The following is a 13,633-nucleotide window of genomic DNA, read 5'->3' as shown; positions in this document are numbered from 1 at the left end:
TCTTCTCGGTGTGTCACGGCCGGCCATCGCGTCGCACGAGCGATCGCCGCGTACAGATCATGGCCTCCCCTCGGCACCTGAGCCAGGATCTCAGGAGGAGGTCTTCCCGCGGGGCCGTTCGCCGAGGTGGCGCCGGAGACGCTGGGCGGATGGCACGATGCGAGGTTGTCTTCTGGCGGTGCGGAGTGGGGGAGCGGCTTGTCAGATGTCAGCCGCCGCCTGGAGGGTGGCGCGGATGAGGCGGTGGTTTTCCGGCGCTCCACCACCTCTCCCGAAGGAGAAACGACGGCGGGTGTAGCTGTAGGCGATGCCGGTGGTGGGGTCGGCGAAGGATTGGGCACCCACGGCTCCGCTGTGACCGAACGCGCCGGGGTCGGGCTCTGCCGCCACGGCAGTGGCGAACTGCTCGGCGACGTTCTCAAATCCCGCGACCACCGTGCCGTGGATCAGGCGGGTCATGCCGGACATCCTTCACCCCAAGATCAGTATTGGTGGATGGCGTCGTTCGAGGTTGCCGGTCAGGCGGCCACGGGAGCGACTGCGAGGGCACGGGCGAACTTCACCACCCGTTCGGCCTGGACCCGGGCCGCGGCGCGGGTGACATCGTCGACCGGGACGGTGCCGCCCGCGTCGTGGTGCGAGGTGCCGTAGGGGTTGCCGTCGGCGAACTTGTCGGCGTGGGTGTAGCCGGGGGCGATGACGATGCCGCCGAAGTGGTGAAAGGTGTTGGTGAGCGCCAGCAGCGTGGATTCGTGTCCGCCGTGCAGGGTGCCGGTGGAGGTGAACCCGCTGTAGACCTTGTCGGCCAGCAGGCCCTGCTGCCAGACGCCTCCGAGGGTGTCCAAGAACTGCTTGAGCTGGGAGGCGATGTTGCCGAACCGGGTGGGGCTGCCCATGAGAACCGCATCGGCCCAGATCAGGTCATCAGTGGTGGCGAGGGGGATGTCAGCGGTCGCGGCGGCGTGGGCGGCCCAGGTGGGGTTGGAGTCGACGGCCGCCTTCGGGGCCAACTCGGCGACCTTGCGCAGCCGGACCCGCGCGCCGGCCTTGGCGGCGGCCTCGGCCATCTCCTGGGCTATCTGCGCGACATGGCCGGTGGCGGAGTAGTAGACGATTGCGACATTGACCGGGAAGTCCATGGGGAGAGCTCCTTGACGATTGGGAGGGAAGTACAGAAGGGAAGAAGTGGGCAGGGGGTGGGAGGAAAGCCGCTCGCGGTCAGGCCGCCCGCATCACCGGGTCTCCTCGACCACGGCCAGGGTGCCCAACTCGTCACTGACCAGATCTCCGAGGGTGGCGAAGAACGCGGCGATGCCCGGAAGGTTGGCACCCTTGGCGCGAGAGGCGGCGAAATCCTCCGGCGACCGCCACTCCACCACGTCCAGCCATTCGTTGGGCAGCCGCACCAGCCGGGCGCCCAGGAAGCCCTCCCGGTCGGCGCGAAAGTCCGCCAGCATTCCGGGACGGGCCGCCAGCATCTCCTGCGTCTTGTCGTCCGCCACCGTGAAACGGGTCAACTCCACGGTCGTGGTCTGGTCCTGATACTCGGTCATCACCGGCTCCTTGCTCGTGTTCCAACACAAAGCACGATATAGTCATAGATGTATACCGTCAAGTTTAGTGACTATCATTTTTCATTACTAGATGGGGGATAGGCGATGCGACGCAGCGAACGCAAGGATCAAGACCCGGACCTGGGCATGCTCACCAGCCGCCTGCTGCTGGCCGTCCAGGAGGAGATGTTCGCCACCCTCGCCGAGCAGGGACATCCCGACCTTCGGCCCCTGCATGGCGCGGTCCTGGCCTACCTGGACGCCGACGGCAGCCGCGCCACCGACCTGGCCCGCCGTTCCGGTCAGCACAAGCAGGTCGTCGGGAAGGTGCTGGACGAGCTGGAGGCACTCGGCTACATCGAGCGCCACCCCGACCCCGCCGACCGCCGCGCCAAACTCGTCGTCCCCACCCCACGCGGCCTGGATCAGATGACCCGCTCTGACGCGATCATGGCCGCCATCGAAGGCCGCCATGCCGAAGCCGTCGGCGAAGGCGCCTACACCCAGTTCAAGGAACAACTGCGGCAGATCACCGGTCGCCAGCGCACATGGCGCGACACGCCCACCCACGTCGATTGATCCACCACCGGAGCTCCGGCCGCCGGCACCGCTCCCCGCCAGGCCGGCCGCTTCCGGCACTCCATCACTCCGGCTCCACGGGCGAGGACGGATCCGACAAGCCCTGTGGGAGCCGTCGGCCGAGATCGACCTCCGGCACCGGGATCCGAGTGGCGGGGGTCGACCGATCAGGGCCTGTCAGGACAGACGCCGTAGGACCTCTGCGAGGATCGCCATGCCTTCACCGATGTCGGTCGGCGTGCTCGCGGCATAGCCGAGCACAAGTCCTGGCCGGTTCGGGCGTTGGCTGTGCCACGACAACGGTTGCACCTTCACGCCGCGCGCGAGCGCCGCGCCGGCGAGGTCGGCGTCGGCGAACCCGGCCTCGAAAGTGATCATCAGGTGCAGGCCCGCCGCGGCGCCGTGCACGACCGCGCCCGGAAGGTGGGTTCTGACCGCGTCGATCATCGCGTCCCGGCGGCGACGATGGCGTCTGCGGAGGAAACGCAGCTGCCGTTCCATCTCGCCCGATTCCATGAGCTGAGCCAGGACCAGTTGCGGCAGTACGGCGTTGCCGAGGTCGGTGTACCGCTTGGCGGTCACGAGGGCGTCCCGATACTTCGGCGGCGAGAGGAGCCATCCCACTCGCAACGCGGGAGCCAGGAGCTTGGACACGCTCCCGGCGTAGCAGACGCGTTCGGCGAGCATCGACCGCAGGGCGGGAACCGGAGGCCGGTCGTAACGGTGCTCGGCGTCGTAGTCGTCCTCGATGATCAGCCCGCCCTCGCCGGCCCACCGCATCAGCTCGCGGCGCCTCTCGCCGCCGAGTACCACTCCGGTCGGAAACTGGTGCGCCGGGGTCAGCAGGACCGCCGGAGCTCCCGTGGTGCGCAACTCGTCGACACGGACTCCTTCGGAGTCGACCGGGATCGGCGGGGTGTCCATCCGCCCGTTGCGCAGATGCTGGCGGACCCCGAGCGATCCGGGGTCCTCCACCGCCACCTCGCGGATCCCGTCATGCCGGAACACCTGTGCGAGCAGTCCGAGCGCCTGAGCGGTGCCGGCGACGATGAGCACCTCGTTCGGGTCCACCCTGATCCCGCGGTTGCGGGCCAGCCAGTTCGCGACGGCGAGACGCAACGCCGGGGTCCCGCGAGGATCTCCGTATCCGAAGTCGGCCGCCGAGAGGCTGCCGAGCACGGAACGTTCAGCGCGCAGCCATGCCGCTCGCGGAAACGCGGCCAGGTCGGGCAGGCCGGGCGACAGATCGATCCGGGCCGGGGCCGCTCGCAACGCGTCGAAGACGTCCGCGCCGGGCGCGGCGGCGAACAACGCACCGGCGGCCGGCGACGGATTCGCGGGCAGGGATGGCCGCGACGCCGCCGGCACCGCCACCGGGGTGGCGACGACGATCGTCCCGCCCCGCCCGCGCCCGGCGACGTGCCCCTCTTCGATCAGGCGCTGGTAGGCCTCGGTGACGACGCCACGAGACACGCGCAGTTCACCGGCGAGCACCCGGGTGGCCGGCAGCCTGCTTCCGACCGGCAGGCGGCCGTCCGATATCGCGAGCCGAAGCCGCCGGGCAAGCCAGTCGGACAGCCCGCCCACCGGCGCCTCATCGATGTTCAGCTGAAGGAAGTCAGACCCAGATGATATGGACCTGTCAGAGGCGCCTTCATTGGACCTGTTCACCGGGCCATTGTTTCAGCAGGGTGAACACATGACGCTGACCTGTTCGACCTGCCTCGCGAGGAGTTCATCATGAGCATCGCGTTCCTGGTGACCGCGCTCATCATGGTCGCCACACCCGGCACCGGCGTCGTCTACACGCTCTCGGCCGGCCTCTCTCGCGGCCGCCGCGCGAGCGTCGTCGCCGCGATCGGATGCACGCTCGGCATCGTTCCGCACATGATGGCGACGGTCACTGGTCTGACGGCGCTGCTGCACACGAGCGCGCTGGCATTCCAGGTCCTGAAATATCTGGGTGTGACCTATCTCCTCTACATGGCATGGGCCGCGCTCAAAGACAAGGGCACGATAGCCGTGGAAGGGGAGACCGAGCCCCACCCGGCGACCAGAGTGATCGTCTCCGGTATCCTGATCAACGTTCTCAACCCGAAGCTGACCATGTTCTTCTTCGCGTTCCTGCCGCAGTTCGTGAGCGCCGGTGAGCCCGATTCCCTTTTGCGGATGGTGGAGTTGAGCGCTGTCTTTATGTTGATCACATTCGTCGTCTTCACCGCTTACGGCATCTTCGCCGCCTCGGTGCGGAACCATGTGACCTCGCGGCCCCGGGTGATGACCTGGATGGGCCGGGCCTTCGCCGGCTCCTTCCTCGCGCTCGGCGTCAAGCTCGCTTTCGCTGATCAATAGATCCCGTCCATCAGGTCTAGTGAGGGGACTGCCGGGTTTACCCGGCAGGGGAATCGCTTCCCTGTTACGGTTCCCTTGTTTGAACGGTCAGGGCTTGGCCGTCGCCTACCTCTGCCGAGGGAAGCGAGAAGCCGCTCTCTTCAGGGAGCGGAGGAGTCACGACAAGGACCTCTCATGTACCTCCAGCACTCGGATGCGATCTGGTCGGACCACCCGGATCTCGTCGCCGGCGCGGTCTTCGCCGTGGGAATCACCGACGACGCCTCCGCCGATTCTCAGGTCGCCAGGTTCGGCGCCCTCGCCGAAGCCCGGCTGGCGACAAGCTCAGAGGCGGAGTTCCCCGAGATACAGGCGTGGCGACGTGCCTTCTCAAGGATGGGACTCAAACCCACTCAATATCGATGCGCCTCGGAGTCCCTGCTGCGGCGCTTCAAGAAGGAGCGCGCCCTCCCGCGGATCCATCCACTGATCGATCTCTGTAATGCGATCTCGCTCGCGTTCGCGATCCCGGTGGCCGTGTTCGACGTCACCAGGATCCACGGTGGTCTGGAGGTCCGGCATGCGAGTGGTGACGAGAACTACCTGAGCTTCTCGGGCGAGACGGAGAACCCCGACCCGCACGAGGTGATCTTCGCCGACGCCGCCGGGCGCGCGCACGCCCGGCGATGGACGAACCGGCAAAGCGGTTACTCGGCCGTTCGGAACACGACGGACACCGTCCTGATCGTCGCGGAGGCGATGCACGGATCGGCGTCCGCGGACGTCCCGAAACTCATGGCCACCGTTGCCGACGAACTGAACGACATCTGGTCACTCGCGCCGGAAGCCGCGATGCTGAGTCGGTCCTCGCCACGGTTCGAGTTCCAGGTGTGAGCACCGGCGGCCGGTGACGTTGACCGGGCACGCCACATCGCTACTGGCCGACCATTGCGCCAAGGCCGGCCGGCTCGCCTTGGTGAGCACGGTCATGACCACGATGGGTCCGATGGTGAACGCCTCGTCCGACAGGACCACCGGCAGGTTGGGGAAGGGGACGAGATACTTGGCGATCCAGTAGCCGACGCCGAGGACCTCGCCATCCACATGGTGTGCCGTGCGGTCGGCGGGATGATCGGAAGGTGGACCACGGCCTGTGGCCGGCCGGTCAGGTGAAGCGCGTCGAGCACCAGCAGTTCGCTTCGCCGCTGCGCGGCGTTCCGCGTGAGGGCCACGATCCAGCCGTCACCTTCCGCCCGGCCGCGGGGGACGAAGACAGGCTGGTCGGCCTGCCAGCCCGGGTCGAGCTTTCGCACCTGGACGGTGGCAGCCGCGAGGTCATGGCCGATCAGCGCATTCCCGTCGGGGGAGCAGCCGAACATCAGCTCGTGCCCGCGGCCGGCCCGCCGAGGATCCACCGACGCCAGCGCCAGGGAATCGGCGAGCGGCCGCTCATATGCCGCGCCGCTGTCCAGATCGAGCGTCCACCGGTGCACTCGCGATGATCCTGCAGCACCGGCTTCGGTCCACGACGGAGTGTCAAAGGCCCGGTCGTGACGCACCGCGTCCACGATGACGCGGTCGCCCTCTTCGTAGGCGTTCACCGAGTGGGACACGTAACAGGGCGCGACCGGGAACCAGCGCGGTTCCTCCTCTCCGCCTGGCTGTCGTGGCAGCAGCCCGATACGCGCCGGACGGTCCTGCTGCCAGCGGTAGGGGAAACCGGTGCCCACCATGGCCGCCGCCCGGCGGTAGGTCACCGGCAGGTCGAACACCACGACGAACCGTTCGGTGAGCGCGACCGCGTGCATGAGTGGCGCGCCGCCCAGCCCGAACGGACGGGCTTCGCGTATGCCGCCGTCCGGCCCCATGATCAGGTGCTCCGCCCAGTCCAGACCCGGATAGGTGGCGACCGTGTGCCATTCGGACGTGGACCGGTCCTTCACCGGCGGTGCGACACTCACGCGGCACGGCCCGTCCGGCGACGGGTCGGCGGCACCGGTGGTCCGAGTCCATGGCGCGGAGCCGATCGCCCAGGCCGGCGGGTGGCCGCCGGTCTCCTTGGCGGTGGTCCTGTGCCATCGGGCGATGCCGCCGCCGAGCCGTACGCCCGAGAGGAGAGCCGGTCCGACCGTGGTGTGCGACTGCCCCGATCGCCCTGGATGCGGGCTCACCTGCACGAGAGCACCGTCCAGGTCGTGAGGCAGGACGCCGTCGACGGGCAGTGGCTCGTTGTGCGGCAGGTGGCGGGGCGTCGCGATCGGATTGACGTGCCCTGTGACGGTCATGCCGGGCACCTCCTTGTGAGGCCTGACGGGATAACATAACGCCGTTATGTTTAACATAACGGCGTTATGCAATACTGTCAAGGTGAGCCCACGCCGATCGAATCCTCAGACACGTCCCGCCCTTGTCGACATCGCCGCACGGCTACTCGCGGACGAGGGCCCCCAAGCGCTGTCGGCCCGTCGCATCGCCGCAGAGGCGGGCAGTTCGACGATGGCGGTCTACACCAACTTCGGCGGGATGAGCGGGCTGGTGCGCGAGATGGTTTATGAGGGGTTCGCCCGCCTGCAGGACTATTTCTCGCACGTCATCCAGACCGCCGACCCCGTCGCCGACATGACGCTGTACGGGCGGGCCTACCGGCACAACGCCCTGACGAACCCGCACCTGTACGCCGTGATGTTCGGCGGGGCGTCGCTGGCCGGGTTCTCTTTGGGCGCGGAAGACCGCCAGCACGGTCGATACACCCTGAGCACGGTGGTCGAGTGCGCGGCCCGATGCGTCGCGGCAGGCCGGTTCCAGGCGGACGACGCCGAACTCGTCGCCCACCAACTGTGGACCGCGATCCACGGGCTGGTCACGCTCGAACTGGGTGAATACCTGATCGACCCGTGCAACGCCGACCGCATCTTCGAGGCCCAGCTGATCAGCCTGATGGTCGGCGTCGGCGACACGCTGGAGGCGGCCACCCGATCGGTGCAGTCCTCCCGGAAAAGGCTGAGAAAAGAGATCGAGGGCGTACGGCCGGCCCGAGACCTCGCCCGACACGCATAGGCCCACCCGGCATCCGGTTGTCGGCGACGGCGGGAACGGGAATGGCAGGAAGCTGTCGTCGCCAGGCAACTTGCTGCCTTCGATTCGCCTGGTTCGCGGGCCGCGCGGCGCGCAGAGTTGGTTGTGCGAGAACAAATCCACAACCCGAGAAAAGAGATTCGGAAATGAAGAACCCGGCCGCCTCCCTGTTCAACCTCAACGTCACCGCCAAACTGTCGGCCGCGCTTATCGCCGGAGTCATTTCCTGCGCCGTCGCCGTCGGCGGCCACGCCGCCGCGACCGGGGGCACCACGTGGGACTCCCCGGCCCTGGTCGCGGCCGGAACCACCTGGGACTCCGGGGCCGCAACGGACGGAACCACCTGGGACTCCACCGATGGAACCACCTGGGACTCGGCCGCCACCACCGACGGAACCACCTGGGACTCCACCACGAGGCTGTAAGTTAATCCGACGGAGCCCTCTCGGATCAGGTAAGGAAACCCGGTAATGCTGGTCGAGCTGACAATGCGGCGCACCACATTGGAACCGCCGAGCAACTCGCCGATCGACGGAGTGCGGATATTGTCCCTCCTGCCCGAACAATGGCGTAAAGAGCTCAGACTGGCCAACGGAGACATCGTCATCCGCGTCCACATCGACGACGACACGACCGCCACCCAGATCCGCACCGAAGTGACTGCGGCGCTCACCGCCCCGGAGGTCAGCCACTGGGAACTCGCGACCTGCGACACCCTGGCCAACGGCCACCACGAACCACCCGCCGGCAGCGCCCCGTCCTGACCGATGCCCGGTCGCGGACGGATGGGCCGACGACCCGCTCCCCGGCACCGCTGAGGGCGTCCCGAAACCCGAGATCGCGGAAGCCGGTCACGCCATCCGGCAAGAATGCCGGGAAACATCTCTCAGCCGCCCCGCCCCACCACGCCCTCGACAAGGCAGAGCGGCAAACTTCCTGATCAACGGCAGTCCGGTGCGCCGTCACGCGCAGTTACCCGGCGGCTGAGGCCGCTTTCGGGAGAACGCCGCCCTTCCGGGCGGACTCGCGGTCGGCGGACACGATGGCATCGAGCAGGCCGGGGAAGATCTCGTCGATCTCGTCACTTCTCAGGGCGTTCATTCGCGAGGTGCCGAGGTAGTACTGCCGGATGAGCCCGGCCTCGCGCAGGATCCGGAAGTGGTGCGTGGCCGTTGACTTGCTCACGGGCAGGTCGAACGCCCCGCACTTGATGTCGATGGGTGCGTCGCACAGTTGCGTGACGATGCTCCGTCGCACCGGGTCGACGAGGGCCTCCAGGACCTGTTGCAGCGTGATGGTTTGCGCGTCGGGGTGCTCCGGGATGCGGTCGGCGTCCATGAACCCATAGTACGACATCCATCGAAGTTTGACGGGAATCGTACTTTCGTGTTTGGGTGGATCTCCGCTTTCCGGTGAAAGGACGACATGATGGCCAGGACGGTGCTGTTCCATGAGCTCGGCGGACCCGAGGTGATGCGGCTGGAGGACGTGGAGGTCGGTGAGCCGGGGCCGGGTGAGGTGCGGATTCGCGTGGACGCGATCGGCCTGAACCGGGCCGAGGTGCTGTTCCGCACCGGTCACTACATCGAGCCGGTGAAGCGGTTCCCCGCCAGGCTGGGCAACGAGGCCGCCGGTGTGATCGAAGCGGTCGGCGAGGGCGTCACCGGCTTCCGGCCCGGGCAGCCGGTCAGCACCGTGCCCGCGTTCTCGCAGAACGACTACGGGGTTTACGCCGAGCGGACGATCGTCCCCGCCGCGGCGGTGCTGCATCGCCCTGAGGGAGTGGGCGCGGTCGAGGGCGCGGCGGTCTGGATGCCGTACCTGACGGCCTACGGCGCACTGGTGGAGGTCGGCGGGATGCGGCCCGGAGACACCGTCGTGCTGAACGCGGCCTCCAGCAGCGTGGGGCTGGCCGCCATCCACGTCGCCGAGCGCATCGGCGCCACGCCGATCGCCCTCACCCGCACCACCGCCAAGAAGGAGGCGTTGCTCAAGGAGGGGGCGGCGGAGGTGATCGTCACCGAGTCGGATGACGTGGTGGAGCGGGTGCTGGCGGCGACCGGCGGCCGGGGCGCCGAGTTCGTCTTCGACGCCGTCGCCGGACCCGGCGTGACAGACCTGGCCAGGGTGGTCGCCGACGACGGCATGCTGCTGCTGTACGGCGCGCTGAGCGGCGAGCCGACCCCCTACCCGGGGTTCGAGCTCGGCATGCCCGCGCTGAACATGCGCACCTACACCATGCTGGAGACGGCCAGGCGGCCCGAGCGGCTGCGCCGGGCGGCGGCCTTCGTGACCTCCGGGCTGCGTTCGGGTGCCTTCCGGCCCGTGGTGGACCGCACCTTCGACCTGGGTGAGATCGTCGAAGCTCACCGATACCTGGAGTCGAACGCCCAGATCGGCAAGATCGTCGTCACCACCGCACACTGATCTCCGCAGGGTTACCGGCCGTGGGCTGCCCAAGGCCGGGTGGCCCGCAGTTGACCGCGCGGATCGCGACGCCGCCGGTCTCGACCGGGCCGCCGGCGGGTGTTCTCACACGGTCGCCGGTGGAAGTCCGGCAGGAGAGAAGAAGTCACCAGAGCTTGTCGATCTCTCCCGGGTACAGCTCGATGCGAGAGTCGTGGAAGGACGACTGATGACGCCGGCCTTCGGCCGAGAAGAAGTCCGCCATGGTCACCTTGTCGAAGCCGGGCCGGTCACTGGGGAAGGGGGACAGGCTGGTCCCTCCGACGAGAACCGCGCCGGGAATCACGCGCCAGCCCGCGCTCTCGTAGAACCCCTGGAGGGGGCGATCGCAGGTGAACAGCCCCAGATCCATGTCGGAGGCGGCCATCGCCTCACGGGCCGCCGCCACCAGGCGACGACCATGACCCTGGCCACGTGCCTGTCGGCAGGTCACCACCGTACTCAGCCCTCCGGAGGCATAGCGCCGACCGGCGTGAACGATCTCCTTGGAGAGGATGTCCAGAGCGGCCAGCACCGTTCCGTCCTCCACGAGCAGCATCGACAGCGGCCGCAAAGCGGGGTCGTGGGTGAGTGCGGAGACGTCCGGGGGGTCATCGGACGGCCACGCCTCATGCTGCAGGGCCAGCACTTGCCCACGGAGCTCGGACGGGGTGTCCGCTTCGGGATACGACACGATCTGCACGTGCCGATTGTGCCTATATCCTGCGCAAAGGCAAACGGAATTTCGCGCGGCGCATCCGGCTGATCAGCTCGCCCGTCTCCCATCGGCGTCGGCAGGCAGCCGGTTCGCGGAGAGGATAGGGGAGGGCGATGTCGAGCCGTCTCGCCAGGGTGCCGGACGAGCCGTGCCGGGTGCCACCGGAGAGCGTTCCGGCCCGGCCGATCGCTCGCGCGGATCAGGACGTCTCATGACGAATCCACGTGCCGCCGTGTCCGGTGATGTGGTGCCGTTTCGCGAGGCGGTGCGCGCCTGGGTTTCGATCTCGCTGCAGACCTTCGGCGGTCCGGCCGGGCAGATCGCCGTGATGCAGCGCACCTTGGTCGAGGAACGGCGCTGGATCGGTCAGCAGCGCTTCAACCATGCCCTCAACTACTGCATGCTCCTGCCCGGCCCGGAAGCACAGCAGCTCGCGATCTACATCGGCTGGCTGCTGAACGGCACTCGCGGCGGCCTGGTCGCTGGCGTGCTGTTCGTCCTGCCGGGTCTGCTGGCCCTCTTGGCGCTGTCGGCGGCTTACGTCATATGGCAGGACACCTCCCTGATCACCGCGTTGTTCGCCGGGATCGCCCCGGCCGTGCTGGCCATCGTCGCCCAGGCCGTCATCCGGGTCGCCAGGCGCTCCCTGACGCACCCGGTGCTGATCGGAATCGCGGTGGCCGCCTTTGCCGCCCTGGCACTGTTCGCGATTCCCTTCCCCGTCGTCGTCGCCGGGGCCGCAGCCCTCGGATGGGGCATGCATCGCCTGGTTCCCGGCACCTCCCGGAACGGCGACGGGAACGGAGGAGGCGACAAGCCGGCGCCGCTGATTCCCGATGACGCCCTGCACCATGCCACCCCCGGGGCGCGCGGCGCGTTACGTGTGCTGGCCGTCGGCCTGGCCGCGTGGTGGTTGCCGGTGGCCGCGGTCGTCCTGCTCACCGGCTCTGACAGTGTCTTCACCACCCAGGGGTTGTTCTTCTCCGGCACGGCTCTGGTCACTTTCGGCGGAGCCTACGCGGTGCTCGCCTTCGTCGCCCAGCGAGCCGTGGAGACCTACGCCTGGCTGACACCCGCCGAGATGGTCCGCGGCCTGGCCTTGGCCGAGACCACCCCCGGACCGCTGATCATGGTTGTGCAGTTCGTCGCCTTTCTCGGCGCCTACCGCAATCCAGGCGCCCTGAATCCGTGGGCCGGTGCGCTGCTGGGGGCGCTGCTGACCACCTGGGTCACCTTCGTGCCGTGCTTCCTTTTCATCTTCCTGGGCGCGCCGTACGTCGAGAAACTGCGCCACAACACCGCGATCAGCGCCGCCCTGACCGGTATCACCGCCGCCGTCGTCGGCGTCATCGCCAACCTCGCCCTCTACTTCGCTCAGCACACCCTGTTCGCCGTCACCCGCACCTGGGCATGGGGCCCCTTCCACATGCAGCTGCCCGATCCAGGTACGGTGAACCCGCTGGCGCTGGTGATCACCACGGTGGCACTGGTCATGACGTTCGCGCTGCGCTGGCCGATGCTGCGGATTCTGGGCGTGTGCGCGCTGCTGGGACTGGCCTCGCTGCTGCTGCCCTGACCCGCCCGGCCGACCTGGAAAGGCCGTCACCACCGTGGCCTGGGAGGACCGCCAGACGGTGCCGCGACCTTCCCACCCTGGGCCTTGAGGTCCTCCTTGGCGATGCGGTGATCGTGCGCGGGCCGTCGGCGGAGGCGAAGGCCTGCTTGATTTTGTCGCTCATGATGCCGAAGACCTCGACCGGGCCGGCGAAGTCTTGTTCCTCCACTCCGTCGTAGAGCACCGTGTGCACACGAAGCGGCGTACGGCGCGGCCCCGTCATCCTCACTGGGCGCGGGTTTGAATCCGTCGCAGGGCGAGCAGCCCGCCGGCGGCCGGGATGAAGGCGCGCCATCGGACCCCGGACACAGCGGACGGGAGCATCGAGGTGGTCACGATGACGACGAGGTAGGACATGCCGTGCAGCGGGCCGGCGAGTGTCGTGATCGCCTTGATGTGGACGGTGAGCAGATTGACGAGCAGAACCGCCAGGGAGACGGCCTCGACGCCGGCTGCGATTCGCAGGACGCGCACGTGGATCACACTCCCGAGCCGGAGCCGGGGCGGACGATCATGAGGACCACGACGATGGCCCACATCAGGTTGTAGATGCCGGCGAGCATGGAGAGCGTGCGCAGCTGACGGCCGTCGTCGGGCTTGCTGAGCGCGTCGCGCAGACGCGGGTAGATCTGCGTGACGAGCAAGCCGCCCGCGACGGCGGTGAGCGTCATGGAGACGATGATCCAGATCTCGCCCATCCGGCCCTGGACGTTGGCCAGGGTGATTCCGGCGACGGGCACCACGAGCCCGAGGAGGCTGTAAACGCGGGTGATGCGGTGCAGCACGACAGCCGCGGCCTGGTTGCGCTCACCCGAGTCCTCGCCCGGTTCCTTGCCCGAGTCCGATGGCCGGGGGCCCGTGGCAGTGCCCACGGCGACGCCGGCGGCAACCGGCGCATAGCGGGGAAACAAGCTCGTCGCGACGGCCGAGCCCCCGACGAACACGATGCTCGCGAGCACGTGTAACGACAGCAGGACATGTTCCAACGATCTCTCCTTCCAACCTTCAGGCTGGCTGAAGCCCAGCCGATGCTTCAGCCAGCCTGAAGGTTGGGGTGTGCGGAAATGCTTGACGAGTCGGCGTGTCGGCAAGCCTCGTGCAGCGGCGATGACCACGCGCCTCGGAAAGTACGTGAACAGGGTGGACACCGCCATGTCGGCGGCATCGGCCACGTCCTTGACGCCCACCTGGTCGTAGCCGCGTTCCAGGAACAGCCGCAGCGCGGCGTCGACCAGCGCCTGCGGGTCCGGGTCCTCCTTCGCTCGCGGCGCCTGACTTGTTCGCTCGCCCGCTCAGCCTGCGAAAATCGAAGCTAAT

17 protein-coding genes are annotated in these 13,633 nt (G+C 68.1%); 8 read left to right on the top strand and 9 right to left on the bottom strand.

The genetic code is table 11. The features are described 5' to 3' along the window. Positions 1–201 precede the first annotated feature (201 nt). The 3 genes from ACFY2X_RS31100 to ACFY2X_RS31090 all read right to left on the bottom strand — a co-directional run bounded on the left by ACFY2X_RS31100 (position 202) and on the right by ACFY2X_RS31090 (position 1,553). Positions 202–459, bottom strand: a complete 258-nt coding sequence (locus tag ACFY2X_RS31100) for a hypothetical protein (protein WP_389945159.1) — start codon at positions 457–459, stop codon at positions 202–204. A 59-nt stretch (positions 460–518) separates the two neighbouring features. Further along, positions 519–1,139 (bottom strand): NAD(P)H:quinone oxidoreductase, encoded by a 621-nt coding sequence (gene wrbA, locus ACFY2X_RS31095; RefSeq protein WP_389945156.1) that lies wholly within the window; start codon positions 1,137–1,139, stop codon positions 519–521. A 93-nt stretch (positions 1,140–1,232) separates the two neighbouring features. After that, the gene (locus tag ACFY2X_RS31090) at positions 1,233–1,553 is read right to left on the bottom strand and encodes an antibiotic biosynthesis monooxygenase family protein (RefSeq protein ID WP_389945153.1); all 321 of its coding nucleotides are present in this window, start codon (positions 1,551–1,553) and stop codon (positions 1,233–1,235) included. Positions 1,554–1,658: 105 nt separating this feature from the next. Here ACFY2X_RS31090 and ACFY2X_RS31085 point away from each other — a divergent pair, with 105 nt between their 5' ends. Continuing rightward, positions 1,659–2,132, top strand: coding sequence for a MarR family winged helix-turn-helix transcriptional regulator (locus ACFY2X_RS31085; protein ID WP_389945150.1), 474 nt, complete (start codon positions 1,659–1,661; stop codon positions 2,130–2,132). 177 nt (positions 2,133–2,309) lie between these two features. Here the strand turns inward: ACFY2X_RS31085 and ACFY2X_RS31080 are convergent, their stop codons facing one another. Then, the gene (locus tag ACFY2X_RS31080; protein WP_389945147.1) at positions 2,310–3,719 is read right to left on the bottom strand and encodes a PLP-dependent aminotransferase family protein; all 1,410 of its coding nucleotides are present in this window, start codon (positions 3,717–3,719) and stop codon (positions 2,310–2,312) included. Between the two features lie 153 nt (positions 3,720–3,872). Here ACFY2X_RS31080 and ACFY2X_RS31075 point away from each other — a divergent pair, with 153 nt between their 5' ends. Both ACFY2X_RS31075 and ACFY2X_RS31070 read left to right on the top strand, forming a co-directional pair. Beyond that, entirely contained in the window at positions 3,873–4,484 is a 612-nt protein-coding gene (locus ACFY2X_RS31075; RefSeq protein WP_389945144.1) for a LysE family translocator, read from the top strand. A 174-nt stretch (positions 4,485–4,658) separates the two neighbouring features. Next, entirely contained in the window at positions 4,659–5,357 is a 699-nt protein-coding gene (locus ACFY2X_RS31070) for a B3/4 domain-containing protein (protein ID WP_389945141.1), read from the top strand. A 92-nt stretch (positions 5,358–5,449) separates the two neighbouring features. Here ACFY2X_RS31070 and ACFY2X_RS31065 read toward each other — a convergent pair whose 3' ends face one another. Beyond that, positions 5,450–6,748: a carotenoid oxygenase family protein gene (locus tag ACFY2X_RS31065; RefSeq protein ID WP_389945138.1), complete on the bottom strand. Its 1,299-nt coding sequence runs from the start codon at positions 6,746–6,748 to the stop codon at positions 5,450–5,452. An 82-nt stretch (positions 6,749–6,830) separates the two neighbouring features. Here ACFY2X_RS31065 and ACFY2X_RS31060 point away from each other — a divergent pair, with 82 nt between their 5' ends. The 3 genes from ACFY2X_RS31060 to ACFY2X_RS31050 all read left to right on the top strand — a co-directional run bounded on the left by ACFY2X_RS31060 (position 6,831) and on the right by ACFY2X_RS31050 (position 8,302). After that, a complete protein-coding gene (locus tag ACFY2X_RS31060; RefSeq protein ID WP_389945135.1) occupies positions 6,831–7,520 on the top strand; it encodes a TetR/AcrR family transcriptional regulator in 690 nt (229 codons plus the stop codon). Positions 7,521–7,684: 164 nt separating this feature from the next. Beyond that, positions 7,685–7,963: a hypothetical protein gene (locus tag ACFY2X_RS31055; protein ID WP_389945132.1), complete on the top strand. Its 279-nt coding sequence runs from the start codon at positions 7,685–7,687 to the stop codon at positions 7,961–7,963. A 45-nt stretch (positions 7,964–8,008) separates the two neighbouring features. Beyond that, positions 8,009–8,302, top strand: a complete 294-nt coding sequence (locus tag ACFY2X_RS31050) for a hypothetical protein (RefSeq protein WP_389945129.1) — start codon at positions 8,009–8,011, stop codon at positions 8,300–8,302. Between the two features lie 208 nt (positions 8,303–8,510). Here the strand turns inward: ACFY2X_RS31050 and ACFY2X_RS31045 are convergent, their stop codons facing one another. Then, positions 8,511–8,894, bottom strand: a complete 384-nt coding sequence (locus ACFY2X_RS31045; RefSeq protein WP_389945125.1) for an ArsR/SmtB family transcription factor — start codon at positions 8,892–8,894, stop codon at positions 8,511–8,513. A 72-nt stretch (positions 8,895–8,966) separates the two neighbouring features. Between ACFY2X_RS31045 and ACFY2X_RS31040 the strand changes: the two genes are divergently transcribed. Continuing rightward, positions 8,967–9,965 (top strand): zinc-dependent alcohol dehydrogenase family protein, encoded by a 999-nt coding sequence (locus ACFY2X_RS31040; protein WP_389945122.1) that lies wholly within the window; start codon positions 8,967–8,969, stop codon positions 9,963–9,965. Between the two features lie 145 nt (positions 9,966–10,110). Here ACFY2X_RS31040 and ACFY2X_RS31035 read toward each other — a convergent pair whose 3' ends face one another. Beyond that, the gene (locus tag ACFY2X_RS31035) at positions 10,111–10,686 is read right to left on the bottom strand and encodes a GNAT family N-acetyltransferase (protein ID WP_389945119.1); all 576 of its coding nucleotides are present in this window, start codon (positions 10,684–10,686) and stop codon (positions 10,111–10,113) included. 226 nt (positions 10,687–10,912) lie between these two features. Here ACFY2X_RS31035 and chrA point away from each other — a divergent pair, with 226 nt between their 5' ends. Beyond that, positions 10,913–12,277 carry a chromate efflux transporter gene (gene chrA / locus ACFY2X_RS31030; protein WP_389945116.1) on the top strand — a complete coding sequence of 455 codons (1,365 nt, stop codon included), beginning with the start codon at positions 10,913–10,915 and terminating at the stop codon, positions 12,275–12,277. Between the two features lie 264 nt (positions 12,278–12,541). On the opposite strand, the gene ACFY2X_RS31025 is transcribed toward chrA, so the two are convergent. Together ACFY2X_RS31025 and ACFY2X_RS31020 are read right to left on the bottom strand one after the other, a co-directional pair. Then, entirely contained in the window at positions 12,542–12,790 is a 249-nt protein-coding gene (locus ACFY2X_RS31025) for a DUF3817 domain-containing protein (RefSeq protein ID WP_389945113.1), read from the bottom strand. 5 nt (positions 12,791–12,795) lie between these two features. Then, on the bottom strand, positions 12,796–13,503 hold the full coding sequence (locus ACFY2X_RS31020; RefSeq protein ID WP_389945110.1) for a hypothetical protein: 708 nt from the start codon (positions 13,501–13,503) through the stop codon (positions 12,796–12,798). Between the last annotated feature and the right edge of the window lie 130 nt (positions 13,504–13,633).

It is taken from the genome of Streptosporangium sp. NPDC000396, assembly GCF_042898655.1.
Taxonomy (GTDB): domain Bacteria; phylum Actinomycetota; class Actinomycetes; order Streptosporangiales; family Streptosporangiaceae; genus Streptosporangium.
Note: the sequence above shows the minus strand (reverse complement) of the source record. Positions and strands in the feature narration are given on the sequence as shown.